Genomic DNA, 13,521 nt, shown 5'->3' with positions numbered 1-13,521 from the left:
TTATTCGCTGCTGTGATGTGGTAAACGATCAGTATTATCATGTCTAGGAGTGATCAATATGAACCCAATGGACAGACAAACAGAAGGACAAGAACCGCAGCGGCAGGACCGGCAGCCGGGTATTGAGTCCGAAATGAATCCTCTTCCTTTATCAGAGGACCGTGATTATAAAGGAAGCGGAAAACTGAAAGGAAAAGTCGCGATCATTACAGGAGGCGACAGCGGAATCGGGAGAGCGGCAGCAATCGCGTACGCAAAAGAAGGGGCGGACGTCTCCATTCTTTATCTGGACGAACATTCTGACGCGGAGGAAACGCGAAAACAGATTGAACAGGAAAACGTCCGCTGCCTGCTGATTCCGGGTGACGTCGGAGATGAGAAGCATTGTGAACAGGCTGTACAGCAAACCGTAGACCATTTTGGGAAGCTGGATATTTTGGTTAATAACGCTGCTGAACAGCACCCGCAGGACAGTATTCTTGATATTTCAACAGAACAGCTTGAAAAAACCTTCCGCACGAACATTTTTTCAATGTTTCATATGACGAAGAAAGCTTTGCCTCATTTGAAAGAAGGGAGCGCAATAATTAATACGACCTCGATTACCGCTTATGAAGGGGATACCGCATTAATTGATTATTCCAGTACAAAGGGGGCAATTGTCTCCTTTACACGATCAATGAGCAAATCTCTTGCGGACAAAGGCATCAGAGTGAATGCGGTGGCGCCCGGTCCGATTTGGACACCGCTGATTCCGGCGACATTCCCGGAAGAAAAAGTGAAGCAGCATGGACTTGATACACCGATGGGCAGACCGGGACAGCCGGTTGAGCATGCGGGGGCGTACGTCTTGCTCGCATCTGATGAATCTTCCTATATGACGGGACAGACGATTCATGTAAATGGCGGCCGTTTTATTTCAACATAATGTACAAAAAACCAGCAGATTTGCTGGTTTTTTTGTGCATGAAAATATGTTACCGCAGAAATTTGTCGAATTTTTTAAAAATTTAGTTTTCATTTTCAGATTTTTATATATAATATTGAGTAGGAGAAAGGAATGATTCATCACCAGTACAAATATAGTAGAAAAAAAGAAAAACGGCCATTACCGCTCATGAATTCAGAAAATTCAAATAAAATATAAAGAAAACATCAGCTAGGAGTTGAAGGGGAATGAAAGGAAGCGTATTTAGGAAGAAAAGCATACAAGATTTAATCGCTGCAACAAATGGGGAAAAATCCTTAAAAAGAGAATTAGGGGCGTTTGACTTAACATTGCTTGGGATTGGGGCCATTATTGGTACTGGGATTTTTGTACTGACGGGGACAGGGGCGGTAACTGCCGGACCCGGACTGACCATTTCATTTGTTGTCGCAGCGCTGGCTTGTTTATTCGCTGCATTGTCTTATGCTGAATTTGCTTCAAGTGTGCCTGTCTCAGGTTCCGTGTACACATTTACTTATGCTACAATGGGAGAACTTTTGGCCTTCATTATCGGGTGGGATTTAATTTTAGAGTATATGCTGGCGGTAAGTGCTGTTTCAGTCGGGTGGTCCGGGTATTTTCAATCATTTTTGTCCGGGCTGGGCATTCATCTTCCGGTTGCCTTAACGGCTGCTCCGGGGGCTGTAAAAGGAACATTTACCATTTTTAATCTGCCTGCGTTTGTCATTGTTCTTGCGATTACGTATTTGCTTTATTTAGGTATCAGAGAATCTAAAAGAGTCAACAACATAATGGTCATTTTAAAAGTGCTGGTCGTTCTCTTATTTATTGCGGTGGCAGCTGTTTACGTGAAGCCGGATAACTGGCAGCCGTTTATGCCAATGGGCTTTGGCGGCGTATTCAGCGCAGCGGCGCTCGTTTTCTTTGCTTTTATCGGATTTGACGCTGTATCCTCTGCTGCGGAAGAGACGAAAAACCCTGGGAAGGATCTGCCGAAAGGAATTATTTTCTCATTATTGGCTTGTACGATTTTATATGTTACTGTATCAGCCATCATGACAGGGGTTGTTCCGTTTGCCCAGTTTGCAGGCGTCGATCATCCGGTTTCTCTCGTTCTTCAAAGCGCGGGGCAAAACTGGGTGGCAGGCATTATCGATATCGGCGCGGTTTTGGGAATGACAACGGTTATGCTTGTGATGCTTTATGGACAGACACGCGTTATGTTTGCTATGTCTCGTGACGGCCTGGTTCCGGGCTCGCTTTCTAAGGTTCATCCGAAGCATAAAACACCTTATGTAGCGACTTGGTTTTTCGGCATTATGTCGGCGCTTCTCGGTTCACTTGTTCCGCTTGATGAGCTTGCCAAGCTGGTAAACATCGGAACGCTGTCAGCGTTTGTGCTGATTTCTGTGGCGGTTATCGTATTGAGAAAGAAACAGCCTGATCTCCCGAGAGCTTTTAAATGCCCAGGGGTTCCGGTTATCCCGGGCTTAGCAATTCTTTTCTGCCTGTTCTTAATTTTTAATCTTGGATGGGTAACGATTGTCCGCTTCCTTGTGTGGCTGTTAATTGGCATGGCGATCTATTTCTTATATTCAAGAAAGCATTCAAAATTAAATCAATAACTCTCAAAGAAGAGAGCGGCTTACACTGGCCGCTCTCTTTTCTATTCTCATCAAATGAATATATAGAAATAAGCATGAAAATAAGAGATAATATAGGCTGGAAAGGAAGTGACATCATTGTCTGAGCAAAAAACAGTCCAATGGGCTTCAAAAATCGGTTTCGTCATGGCTGCCGCTGGATCAGCTATCGGCTTAGGCGCGATTTGGAAGTTCCCTTATGTAGCGGGGACGAATGGAGGAGGCGCCTTTTTCCTTATTTTTGTGCTATTTACCATTCTCTTGGGCTATCCGCTTTTAGTGGGAGAATTTATCTTTGGAAGACGGAACCAAACGAATGCCATTGATGCATATAAAAAAGAAGCGCCGCGAACAGCTTGGTTTCTCACAGGATGGGTCGGCGTAGCGGCTTGTTTCTTAGTTTTATCGTTTTACAGTGTTATCGGAGGATGGATTTTACTATATATAGTGAAAACAGCATCAGGTTCACTATCAGGACTCACCCAGGAACAGTACGGTGCACTTTTTGGTTCTGTTATTCAAAATCCCGTGCAGACGCTCGCGGCTCAGCTTATCTTTATGGTGCTGACTGTGCTGGTTGTCGCCAGAGGGGTTCAAAAAGGGATTGAACGGGTAAGCGCGGTGATGATGCCGATTTTGTTTATATTGTTTGTCCTGCTTGTTCTTCGGTCGCTCACGCTGGATCATGCGATTGAAGGCGTGAAATTTTTGCTTGTGCCTCATTTCGGCGATTTGACGCCGGAGTCTGTTTTATTTGCGCTGGGACAGGCTTTCTTTACGTTAACACTGGGGGTTTCGGTCATGGTGACTTACAGCTCCTATCTGCCGAAAACGCAAAATATCCCGCGGTCTGCAGCCTCCATTGTCGTCATGAATATCATTGTGACACTTTTGGCAGGCCTGGCTATTTTTCCTGCGGTTTTCTCCTTCGGATTGGAGCCGAATGAAGGTCCGACTTTGCTGTTTACAGTGCTTCCGGCCGTTTTTGAACAGCTTCCGTTCGGCATCCTGTTTTTCATCGGCTTTCTTGTCGCATTTTTATTTGCCGCACTGACCTCTGCCTTTTCAATGGTGGAAATGATTGTAGCCATTATCGGCAAAGGCGATGAAACGAAGAGGAAAAAACTGTCATGGACAAGCGGGTTTTTAATCTTCTTAGTCGGTATCCCATCTTGCTTATCTTATGGCATGCTGAGCGATGTGCGCATATTTGATAAGACGTTTTTTGACGTTGTCGATTTTACTGTCAGCAATGTTCTGCTGCCATTAGGCGCCCTGTTAATTTCTATTTTTATTCCGCTGAAAATATCGAAACAGGAGCTGTGGGCAGAAATGAGACAAGGATCGCATCCCGGAAAAGCATTCTTTTATATATGGTTTTATTTGCTCCGTTTCGTTGTGCCGCTGGCTATTATTATTGTGTTCTTAAATTTAATCGGGATTATATCCTTTTAGAAAAACAGGCTCTGTTGGGGGCCTGTTTTTTTGTTTTTTATGATTTCATCAGCGGCTCCCATGCGGTTTTCAGCTTTTTGATACCGAGCCGGATGTCCTCTTCAGAAAGCCCTCCATAACCGATTAAGACAGAAACAAACGGCGGCTGGCTTTTGTACGATGGAGATACCGGATAGACATTCACTCTGTTTTTGGCAGCGGCTTTTATTGCATCAACCTCACTGGCTGAAAACATGAGCCGGAGCAGGATGTGAAGCCCCGAGTTTTTTCCGAGAACCTCCACACTGTCTCCCAGTTCAGTTCGTATCGCTTCCAGCAGAACAGCATGTTTTTTTCGATACAATGATCTCATCCTGTTCAAATGCTTTTGCCATTCGCCGTTTTCAATGAAATCTGCCAATGCCAATTGATTATGAGAAGAGACGGTCTGTTTCATCAAAAGCGCATTTTTTCTTACGGGTTCAATAAGTGCAGCAGGAAGAATCATATAGCTGATCCGCAAGGAAGGGAGCAATGATTTTGAAAAAGTGCCGAGATAAATGACCCTGCCATTCGGGTCAAGGCCTTGCAGAGATGGAATGGGCTGCCCGCTGTAGCGAAATTCTCCATCATAATCATCCTCAATAATAAATGAGTTTGCCTCTTTTGCCCAAGACAACAGCTCCTGTCTTCGGGCGATCGTCATTATGCTCCCGAGCGGGAATTGATGCGAGGGAGTCGTATAGACAAGATGCGGGCTCTCGGGTTTAAGGATAGCCGGCAGGACTCCTTCTTCATCAGTGCAAATGGGAATCACGTTCATGTGATTGGCCTCAAACATTCGTCTTGACGGTGAAATCCCGGTTCTTCAATCCCGATTTTTGTTCCCGGCTGAAGCGTAAGGCAAAGAATTTGCAGAAGGACAGTAGTGCCTGCTCCGATAATAATCTGGCTGGGGTCACAATTGACACCCCGTGACAGTCTGACAAATCGGGCTATCATTTCTCTGAGTGCAGGTTCTCCTTGAGGATCGCCTGAGGTGTGAAATTGTTCAGAATACAGATCGAGACTTTTCACTATGCTTTTTCGCCAAGCGTTAAAGGGAAAGTGGACCGGATCGACATTTCCTTGATGAAAGTTAATAACAGGTTCTATTTCTTTATGAGTGACCGATTGAGGAGGCGGTTGATATGATACTGGAGCAGCCGGAAACTCAGGTTCAATTTCTGCCGCAAACCAGCCGATTTTAGGCTTGCTTTTGACATATCCTTCAGCGGTTAATTGCTCGTAGGCGCGTTCTACCGTTGCCGTGCTGACACCGAGCAAGCCGGAGAGCCTGCGTTTTGACGGAAGCCTCATTCCCTTGGTGATTCTGGCATGTGTCATTTCTTGTTTGAAATAGGTGTAAAGCTGTTCATACAGCGGTGTGTTGCTTGTTTTGTCCAGAAACGGCGTGATTTCCATTTTATCTCTCCTTTGCATCTGGCGTGGTCATTTTTTCAGGTTTTGGCTATTTGGTGAATGCCATAAATCGGATATTATCATTGTAACGAATGGAGAGGGGATTGATAAGATGCTTCATATCAAACAATTAACGACTAGAGAAGAATGGATGGAAGCATATCCGGTAATGCGTGAATTAAGAACAGAGCTGGATGAAAAGACGTATTTACATAGGCTGGAGCGCTGTGTCCAAAAAGAGTCGTATATGCTGTTTGCCTTATATGAGGATAAAGCGATCAGGGCGCTGTGCGGCGCACTGCCAAGGGTCTCGCTTCATAAAGGAGAGTACGTATGGATAGCGGATCTTGTCACAAGCGGGTCTCACAGATCTAAAGGGTACGGCAAACTTCTTTTGGATTATGCGGCAAACTGGGCGAGAGATGCGGGCTATCCTCTTGTTAGTCTTTCATCAGGCCTTCAGCGCAAAGACGCCCACAGATTTTATAAGGATAAAATGGGATTTACGATTGAAAGTTATTTATTCAGAAAACAGCTGTAATAAAAAAGACGCCGTTTCAGGCGTCTTTTCTGCTAAAAGCCAAACTGTAAGTTGGTATCCACTGATACGATGGTATACACACAGATAATCACAAAGAGATTAAGTACAACGCCGAGCAGGCCGGGACCCGTGCGTCCTCTTTTGATGAAAAGCTCGATAACGCCAAACGGAACGGCGGCCATGGCAAACGGCAGCATTTGATAAGAATAAGAGGTCACATTGCTGATAATCGCCAAATTAAGCAAGAGCAAAGACAGAATTGCTGTCCCGACAGATATCCAGCCAAATACATTATGTTCTTTAAAAATTCTTACCAATTCCATAATTCCACCTCGCCGACATTTGCTGATTTTACTGATTTGTTTTTCAGCATGCGCTGGATTTCCTTGGTCGGTCCTGTAACGACTGAGCCGTATACATTAACACCATTTTTCTCTACATAATCCAAGCGGGAGTCCACTTTTAAATCTTTTCGTTTTGAGATGACCTGCGCCCATTTCTCGTGCTTCGATATGTAAGTTAAAGCATCGATAAATTGGTCGCCGTTTGACTTGCCTTTTGTATCAAGCGCAGTCAGGAACTTTGAATCTTTCCCTGGGTAGCCAAGCGGCTCTGCGTAAGGGGTATCCTTTGTATTGTTCTCTGTTTCAACCGCGTTCCACAAAAAGCTTACATCATAGCCGCTGAATTTTTGATACACTTCTTTTGTCGGATATGCCCGGTCATAAGAAAGGTAGACCTCGGAAACAGTCCCTTCAGGCAAAGTTTTTAATGTTTTTTCTGCTTTTGCGGTTGTTTGTTCAGGTCCGCTTGATGGGTGTGTAAAGTAATGGCCGGCTTTATGGATTTCTAAGTCATAGTAGTTGACGACCGGCGCTTTCACTCTGTCATAAAACATTTCCACCCGTTCATTCCCCACGGCGGCCGTTTTCGTGCCAATCTGTTTTTGCAGCGGGAATTCTGTATTCATGCCAAACAGCTTCACCTGGCTCTTCAGTCCAGAAGTATCGACAAGAACATTTGGCATAGTCAGGGCTACAGTGACTGCGGCAGTTTCCATAAATTCATTGCCGGTGCTGTGTTTTCCTCCCATTCCGTAATAGAGGTAGCTTCCCAGCGTACATAGCGGCAAAATCATTAATGTCGAAATGACGGCAAGCGCGGAAATACGCAAATAAGACTTCCGTTTGCCGTAGGCCAGAATGGCTTTTTGTTTTTCAGGACTGATGTCGACATCCCAATCATGATCGTCTGGCAGCTCACTATCAATCATTTCCTGATACACTTCGAGCTTCTCAAGTTCCTCTTCAAACGCGGTCATTTCCTGATCGCTCATTTCACCGTTTTTATATTGATCAAAACGCTTTTTAAATTCTTCATTCATCATTAACACCTCTATTATAAAGTGCTTTCAGCCGCTGTCTGGCACGAAACAAAACACTTTTAAAATTCGCCTCTGAAATATTCATAATATGGGATGCTTCTTTGTAATTTAATTCTTTTAAATAATATAGTGTTAACGCCTCCCGATAGTTATCGGGGAGCTCGGACATATAACCAGTCAGCACTTCCTTTATCTCTACCTGATGGGCAGGGCTCTGAACAGCAGTTTGAAAGAGACTTCCAATCAAATCATCAGAAATGGTTACTTCTTTCTTATGCTTTCTGACGTAATCAATGAAGGCGTTCCGCGCCACTTGAAAAAGCCAGGGCTTTACTTTGCTGTGATCATAGGAGTGAATGTGTATGTATGCCCGCATAAAGGTTTCCTGCAGCAAGTCTTCGGCAAGATGCTTGTCTTTTGTCATGGAGAGCAGGAACCTGTAAACATCATTCATGTACATTTGGTAAATTTCATCGATCGTCACTGCCTTTTCTCCCCTCTATGTTATACACGCATAAGAAAGGTTTAAAGTTGCACATTACATGCAAACGGCTTTTTAATACGTAATTAAACACCATTACTCTATAGTACCGAAAATTTGCCCTGAAAGATAGTGGTGAGAAATGTTTAACATTTTTTCCATCAGGGAAACCATAGTGAAAAAGTGAAGGAGTGGCACAATGGAATACACCAGTATCTCAGACACAGGAATAAAAGCCTCCCGAATTGGACTCGGCACATGGGCGATCGGCGGAACCATGTGGGGAGGCACTGATGAAAAAACATCGATCGAAACCATCCGCGCCGCTCTTGATAAGGGGATCACACTGATTGACACCGCGCCGGCGTATGGCTTCGGACAGTCCGAAGAAATTGTCGGGAAGGCGATCAAGCAGCATGGGGCAAGAGATCAGGTTGTTCTTGCCACTAAAACGGCGCTGGATTGGAAAAACAATCAGCTGTTCCGCCATGCTAACAGAGCGAGAATTATACAGGAGGTCGAAGATTCCCTGCAACGTCTTCAGACGGATTATATCGATCTATATCAGGTGCACTGGCCTGATCCGCTTGTCCCGATAGAGGAAACAGCAGAAGTGATGAAGGAATTATATGATGCCGGGAAAATCCGCGCGATCGGCGTCAGTAATTTTTCGGTTGAACAAATGGATACATTTCGGGCTGTTGCTCCGCTTCATACAATCCAGCCTCCTTACAATCTGTTTGAAAGGGAAATTGAAGAGAATGTGCTTCCGTATGCGAAAGACAAACAGATGACAACACTATTGTACGGCAGTTTATGCAGAGGGCTGTTAACAGGAAAAATGACAGAAGATCATTCGTTTGAGGGAGACGATCTCCGAAATCACGATCCGAAATTCCAGAAGCCAAGATTTAAAGAGTATCTTTCTGCTGTCAATCAATTAGATGAGCTGGCGAAGACACGGTATGGAAAATCAGTGATTCATCTGGCCGTCAGATGGATTTTAGACCAGCCGGGAGCTGGGATCGCCCTTTGGGGGGCTAGAAAACCTGAGCAAATAGAGGCGGTATCAGAAATTACCGGCTGGACGCTGAGCAGTCAAGATAAAAAAGACATCAATACCATATTGGAACAGACGATATCAAACCCGGTCGGACCGGAATTTATGGCGCCTCCGACAAGAGAGGGCATATAACAAAAAGCTGAGGATGATTCCTCAGCTTTTTGACGTTAAGAAAAGAGAAATCTTAAAAATTAGTACCAGGTAATAAAAAATGTTGTTATAATAAGTAACAGAAAGAATCATTGATTACGACAAAGGAAGTGCGATATGTATAAGTTTTGTGCAAATGCTTTAAAAGTTATTCTTTCTCTTCGCGGAGGAGTGAAGGTGTATAACAAAGAAAACCTTCCGGCCGATTCAGGTTTTGTCATCGCGTGTACACACTCTGGCTGGGTTGATGTGATCACACTCGGAGTCGGGATTCTTCCTTATCAAATACACTACATGGCGAAAAAAGAGCTTTTTCAAAATAAATGGATTGGTTCGTTTCTGAAGAAAATTCATGCCTTTCCGGTAGATCGGGAAAATCCCGGCCCAAGCAGCATTAAAACGCCGATTAAGCTGCTGAAAGAAGGAGAAATTGTCGGAATCTTCCCAAGCGGAACAAGAACCTCTGAGGATGTGCCTTTAAAAAGAGGCGCAGTGACAATTGCGCAAATGGGGAAAGCGCCCCTTGTTCCGGCCGCTTATAAAGGACCTTCAAGCGGAAAGGCGTTGTTCAAAAAAGGAAAAATGAAGCTGATTATCGGTAAACCTTTGCAGCAGGCTGATTTTGCCCACCTTCCGTCTAAGGAAAGGCTGGCGGCTATGACAGAGGCTTTGAATAACAGCATTAAAGAGCTTGAAAAGAAGCTGGAACAACTTTAATTCATCAGTCATTGCATTCATCCATTTCCCGATTGTTTATAATTTCCTGGGCCATTAGCTATACTAAATGAGGTATTGATCATTGGGAAAGGTTACGGATCATGAAAAAAATGATAATAGTCGGGGCTGGAATTTTGGGAGCATCAACAGCATATCAGCTAGCCAAAATGGGTGCAGAGGTTCTTGTTATAGATCGGAAAGATAAGGGCCAGGCCACCCATGCAGCGAAAGGCATTATCTGTCCATGGCTGTCTCCTCGCCGTGATCAGGCTTGGTACCGGCTGGCAAAGGACGGAGCGCGCTTTTATCCTCGGTTCATAGAAGAACTTAGAAAAGAAGGCGAGACGGACATTGGTTATGCTCAAGTCGGTGCTCTCAGTATTCATCAAGATATAGAAAAGATAGAAAAGATCGAAAAACGTGTGCGGGAGCGTAAACAAGCTGCCGCGGAAATTGGTGAGATTACCTTTCTTCATGAAAACCAAACCGCTGATTTGTTTCCTCTGCTGGCTGAACGGTACCATTCTGTTCATATAAGCAGAGCCGCCCGCGTGGATGGAGAAGTGCTGCGAGATACATTATTGAGATCTGCTCAAAGAAACGGTGCAGTCATTTTAAAAGGTGATGCTGCGCTTCGACATCATTCGAATCGTGTCACAGGCGTAACTGTCGGTAATGAAATCTATTCTTCTGACGAGGTTATTGTTTGTGCCGGTGTTTGGGCAGACCAATTGTTAGCGCCTTTGGGAATTCACTTCAAAGTAAGTGTGCAAAAAGCGCAAATTGTGTATGTGCAGGTGCCGAATGTAAATCATATCGACAGCTGGCCTGCAGTGATGCCGCCTTCCAAAGAATATCTTTTAGCTTATCATGACAATAGAATAGCCATCGGTGCGACACGTGAAGATGAGATAGGCGGACGTGATGTGCGGATAACGGCTGGCGGGCTGCAGGAACTTCTGAGCAAAGGATTAGAAATGGCTCCCGGCTTAGCGAACAGCACCTTTCAAGAGGCAAGAGTCGGCTTACGCCCCTTTACACCAGGCGATGTGCCGGTGATCGGATCTCTTCCCGGCTGGAATGGGATCATAGTGGCAAACGGTCTTGGATCGTCTGGTTTAACAATGGGCCCCTATATGGGGAAGCAGTTGGCGAAGATGGCCCTCAAAATGGATTTGGATATCAATTTAGATGATTATGATATAAAAAAAGCAGCAGGAGTCCGGTGATCGCCTGCTGCTTTTTTGTGATGTTTATATTTTTGATAATGATAGCTGATCCTCTGGCAGTGCTTTAAGAGAGCCGTCATTATTTAATACAGAACGCCATGTATAACGCGGTTCATAGCCAAGGACCTTTTTGGCTTTATCGATTGCCATCAGCGTTTCATATCCTTTTATATCTCTCTTTAAAGATACATCGGGGAAAAATCGTTTTACTAAGTCTTCACTCGGCTCTTTCATGATGGTATCGGGTGCAGTAATATGGAAGACGTCATTTCCGAGATTGTTTTTTTCGAGTGCTAGAAGGCAAGCATGTGCAGCATCCCTGACATCACAATACGCCCATGCGTTTTTCTTTTGAATATCCTTTTGCTGCTCGTTCCAGTGCATGCCTGGGATTTTTTCGTACTCATCAGGCTCATATATATTCGCAAAGCGGAGAGTGACAATTTGTGTATTGATCAGCTTTGAATACATATCTGAGAGGATTTCGGTCAGCCGTTTTGCCATCGCATAAGATGACTTTACGATCGTTGGATGGTCCTCGTCTACGGGAAGGTAACTGAGCTCGTCCGGCACAAATGGATATCCCAGCACCGTTTCACTGGAAGCCCACACAAGCTTACGGATTTTAAAATCTTTACAGGCTTCCAGGATATTAAAATTAACAAGCATATTATTTTCAAATATCGCCTGTGATGTATTCCTGACATCTGTAGGGATATTCCCAAGGTGAATCACAGCGTCACAGCCCATAATTAGCTGACATACCTGACCGTAATCCCGTAAATCAGCTTGAATAAATTTTTTCGATGCGGATTCTTCTTTTAATACTCTGTCTGATGCTGTCACATCATGGCCGGCCTCTAATATTGTTCTTACAGCCCAGCGTCCGATTTTACCTGCTGCTCCAGTTACGACAACTTTCATGTTTTCGCTCCTTTTCGATAATAATGCAGAGATGTTCGTTTTTCTCGCAGTTGCACCTTTTTAGAGTTCCCGCGGATGACCGATTTATTAGCAGCAGTTTTCAGAAGAGAGGTATGATCACGTCAAAAACGAACCAGAATAAAAAAAGACACCCCAATAAAGGGTGTCTTTTCAAATTATGCTTCTTTCGACTCTCCAACTTCTATCAGCTCTTCTGCTGCGAGCTTTTTCACTTCAATATAAGCGACGTGGTGGCCGTCAATTTCATTAATAATAAATTCACAGCCTTCTTCGATAATTGAATCGTTCTTTTCAACATCGTATTTCTGAGTAAGGAACCAGCCGCCGATCGTATCGACTTCTTCATTCTCTAAATGAATGCCGAGCAGGTCGTTCACTTGGTCGATCAAGACTTTACCGTCCAGCATGTAATGGCCTTCGCCGATTTTGCGGATTTCGCTGATTTCATCAATATCAAACTCATCGCGGATTTCGCCAACGATTTCTTCAATAATGTCCTCTACCGTCACCAGTCCGGCAGTTCCGCCGTATTCATCTGACAGGATTGCCATGTGGACTCTTTCTTTTTGCATTTTGACAAGCAAATCATGGATCGGCGCAGATTCAATCACATGAATGATCGGATTCACGAATTGAGAGATGGTGGAATCAACAGAAACCTCGCCGCTGATGCAGGCGGTCAGCACTTCTTTAATATTAATAACCCCGATAATATTATCTTTATCGCCCTCTTCTACTGGGTAGCGGGTATATTTTTCAATTTGAATGATTTCCATCATTTCAGAAATCTTAATGTCATGCGGAAGGCTGACAATCTCGGTCCGCGGGATCATAATTTCTTTCGCGAGCCTGTCGTCAAATTCAAAGATTTTATTCACATATTTAAATTCTGACTGGTTAATTTCACCGCTTTTATAGCTTTCCGACAGAATGATTCTTAGCTCTTCTTCAGAGTGAGCCAGTTCGTTTTCTGATACGGTCTCCAGGCCAAAAGCTTTTGTCAATAACCTTGCGGAATTGTTCAAAAGCCAGATGAACGGGAACATGATGCGGTAAAACCAAATCAGCGGTTTCGCAAACAGCATAGACACTGCTTCCGCCTTTTGGATGGCAACTGTCTTAGGTGCAAGTTCTCCGACAACAACGTGCAGGAACGTGATAATGGCATACGCCAAAATAAACGATATGATATGTGAAAGGGAACTTGGTACGTCCAATTGTACGAAAAGCGGATGAACAAGCCTTTCAATCGTTGATTCCCCTAAAACCCCTAATCCAATGGAAGTCAATGTAATTCCAAGCTGACACGCAGATAGATACTCATCAAGATGCGTGGTCACTCTTTTTGCGGCAATTGCTGCTTTATTTCCTTCCGCGATCAGCTGATCAATCCGTGAGCCTCTGATTCTGATAATGGCAAACTCAGATGCTACGAAAAACGCCGTCAGGGCGATTAAAACAGCGACTAAAATCAAATTCACTATGTCCAATTAGAACCTTCACTCTACAATGAGAATGAAGGTA

Annotated in this window: 12 protein-coding genes and 1 pseudogene; 7 read left to right on the top strand and 6 right to left on the bottom strand. The window is 44.2% G+C overall.

The window, feature by feature from the left end; all coding sequences use genetic code 11:
• Positions 1–58 precede the first annotated feature (58 nt).
• The 3 genes from H7F27_RS15775 (at position 59) to H7F27_RS15765 (ending at position 4,047) form a co-directional block, all read left to right on the top strand.
• A complete protein-coding gene (locus tag H7F27_RS15775) occupies positions 59–928 on the top strand; it encodes an SDR family oxidoreductase (protein WP_024120728.1) in 870 nt (289 codons plus the stop codon).
• A 248-nt stretch (positions 929–1,176) separates the two neighbouring features.
• Positions 1,177–2,574, top strand: coding sequence for a branched-chain amino acid transporter BcaP (gene bcaP, locus H7F27_RS15770; protein WP_101860899.1), 1,398 nt, complete (start codon positions 1,177–1,179; stop codon positions 2,572–2,574).
• A gap of 117 nt (positions 2,575–2,691) precedes the next feature.
• Complete coding sequence (locus H7F27_RS15765; protein WP_185848140.1) at positions 2,692–4,047, top strand: sodium-dependent transporter; 1,356 nt, start codon at positions 2,692–2,694, stop codon at positions 4,045–4,047.
• A 37-nt stretch (positions 4,048–4,084) separates the two neighbouring features.
• Here the strand turns inward: H7F27_RS15765 and H7F27_RS15760 are convergent.
• A pseudogene (locus tag H7F27_RS15760) lies at positions 4,085–5,490 on the bottom strand (PLP-dependent aminotransferase family protein).
• Between the two features lie 109 nt (positions 5,491–5,599).
• On the opposite strand from H7F27_RS15760, the gene H7F27_RS15755 reads away from it, so the two are divergent.
• Positions 5,600–6,028, top strand: a complete 429-nt coding sequence (locus H7F27_RS15755; protein WP_095713736.1) for a GNAT family N-acetyltransferase — start codon at positions 5,600–5,602, stop codon at positions 6,026–6,028.
• Between the two features lie 32 nt (positions 6,029–6,060).
• Here H7F27_RS15755 and H7F27_RS15750 read toward each other — a convergent pair whose 3' ends face one another.
• The 3 genes from H7F27_RS15750 to sigM are packed head-to-tail and all read right to left on the bottom strand — an operon-like array spanning position 6,061 to position 7,896.
• Positions 6,061–6,351 carry a hypothetical protein gene (locus tag H7F27_RS15750; RefSeq protein ID WP_024120733.1) on the bottom strand — a complete coding sequence of 97 codons (291 nt, stop codon included), beginning with the start codon at positions 6,349–6,351 and terminating at the stop codon, positions 6,061–6,063.
• Positions 6,339–7,415: an anti-sigma factor gene (locus tag H7F27_RS15745; protein WP_185848139.1), complete on the bottom strand. Its 1,077-nt coding sequence runs from the start codon at positions 7,413–7,415 to the stop codon at positions 6,339–6,341. Before H7F27_RS15745 ends, H7F27_RS15750 begins: the two co-directional genes overlap by 13 nt.
• Positions 7,405–7,896 (bottom strand): RNA polymerase sigma factor SigM, encoded by a 492-nt coding sequence (gene sigM / locus H7F27_RS15740; protein ID WP_024120735.1) that lies wholly within the window; start codon positions 7,894–7,896, stop codon positions 7,405–7,407. Before sigM ends, H7F27_RS15745 begins: the two co-directional genes overlap by 11 nt.
• A gap of 196 nt (positions 7,897–8,092) precedes the next feature.
• Between sigM and H7F27_RS15735 the strand changes: the two genes are divergently transcribed.
• The 3 genes from H7F27_RS15735 to H7F27_RS15725 all read left to right on the top strand — a co-directional run bounded on the left by H7F27_RS15735 (position 8,093) and on the right by H7F27_RS15725 (position 11,052).
• Positions 8,093–9,088 (top strand): aldo/keto reductase, encoded by a 996-nt coding sequence (locus tag H7F27_RS15735; protein ID WP_185848138.1) that lies wholly within the window; start codon positions 8,093–8,095, stop codon positions 9,086–9,088.
• Positions 9,089–9,223: 135 nt separating this feature from the next.
• The gene (locus tag H7F27_RS15730) at positions 9,224–9,823 is read left to right on the top strand and encodes a 1-acylglycerol-3-phosphate O-acyltransferase (protein ID WP_024120737.1); all 600 of its coding nucleotides are present in this window, start codon (positions 9,224–9,226) and stop codon (positions 9,821–9,823) included.
• Positions 9,824–9,924: 101 nt separating this feature from the next.
• Entirely contained in the window at positions 9,925–11,052 is a 1,128-nt protein-coding gene (locus H7F27_RS15725; protein WP_185848137.1) for an NAD(P)/FAD-dependent oxidoreductase, read from the top strand.
• A 24-nt stretch (positions 11,053–11,076) separates the two neighbouring features.
• On the opposite strand, the gene H7F27_RS15720 is transcribed toward H7F27_RS15725, so the two are convergent.
• Both H7F27_RS15720 and H7F27_RS15715 read right to left on the bottom strand, forming a co-directional pair.
• Positions 11,077–11,976, bottom strand: coding sequence for an NAD-dependent epimerase/dehydratase family protein (locus H7F27_RS15720; protein ID WP_024120739.1), 900 nt, complete (start codon positions 11,974–11,976; stop codon positions 11,077–11,079).
• 176 nt (positions 11,977–12,152) lie between these two features.
• On the bottom strand, positions 12,153–13,487 hold the full coding sequence (locus tag H7F27_RS15715) for a hemolysin family protein (protein WP_024120740.1): 1,335 nt from the start codon (positions 13,485–13,487) through the stop codon (positions 12,153–12,155).
• Between the last annotated feature and the right edge of the window lie 34 nt (positions 13,488–13,521).

It is taken from the genome of Bacillus sp. PAMC26543 (assembly GCF_014250375.1).
GTDB lineage: Bacteria > Bacillota > Bacilli > Bacillales > Bacillaceae > Bacillus > Bacillus halotolerans.
This window is presented reverse-complemented; position numbering and strand designations above follow the sequence as displayed.

Coding starts and splice junctions, on each gene's coding strand:
- H7F27_RS15775 (WP_024120728.1), top strand. CDS start 59: ATGAACCCAATGGACAGACAAACAGAAGGACAAGAACCGCAGCGGCAG.
- bcaP (WP_101860899.1), top strand. CDS start 1,177: ATGAAAGGAAGCGTATTTAGGAAGAAAAGCATACAAGATTTAATCGCT.
- H7F27_RS15755 (WP_095713736.1), top strand. CDS start 5,600: ATGCTTCATATCAAACAATTAACGACTAGAGAAGAATGGATGGAAGCA.
- H7F27_RS15750 (WP_024120733.1), bottom strand. CDS start 6,351: ATGGAATTGGTAAGAATTTTTAAAGAACATAATGTATTTGGCTGGATA.
- H7F27_RS15745 (WP_185848139.1), bottom strand. CDS start 7,415: ATGATGAATGAAGAATTTAAAAAGCGTTTTGATCAATATAAAAACGGT.
- H7F27_RS15735 (WP_185848138.1), top strand. CDS start 8,093: ATGGAATACACCAGTATCTCAGACACAGGAATAAAAGCCTCCCGAATT.
- H7F27_RS15730 (WP_024120737.1), top strand. CDS start 9,224: ATGTATAAGTTTTGTGCAAATGCTTTAAAAGTTATTCTTTCTCTTCGC.
- H7F27_RS15725 (WP_185848137.1), top strand. CDS start 9,925: ATGAAAAAAATGATAATAGTCGGGGCTGGAATTTTGGGAGCATCAACA.
- H7F27_RS15720 (WP_024120739.1), bottom strand. CDS start 11,976: ATGAAAGTTGTCGTAACTGGAGCAGCAGGTAAAATCGGACGCTGGGCT.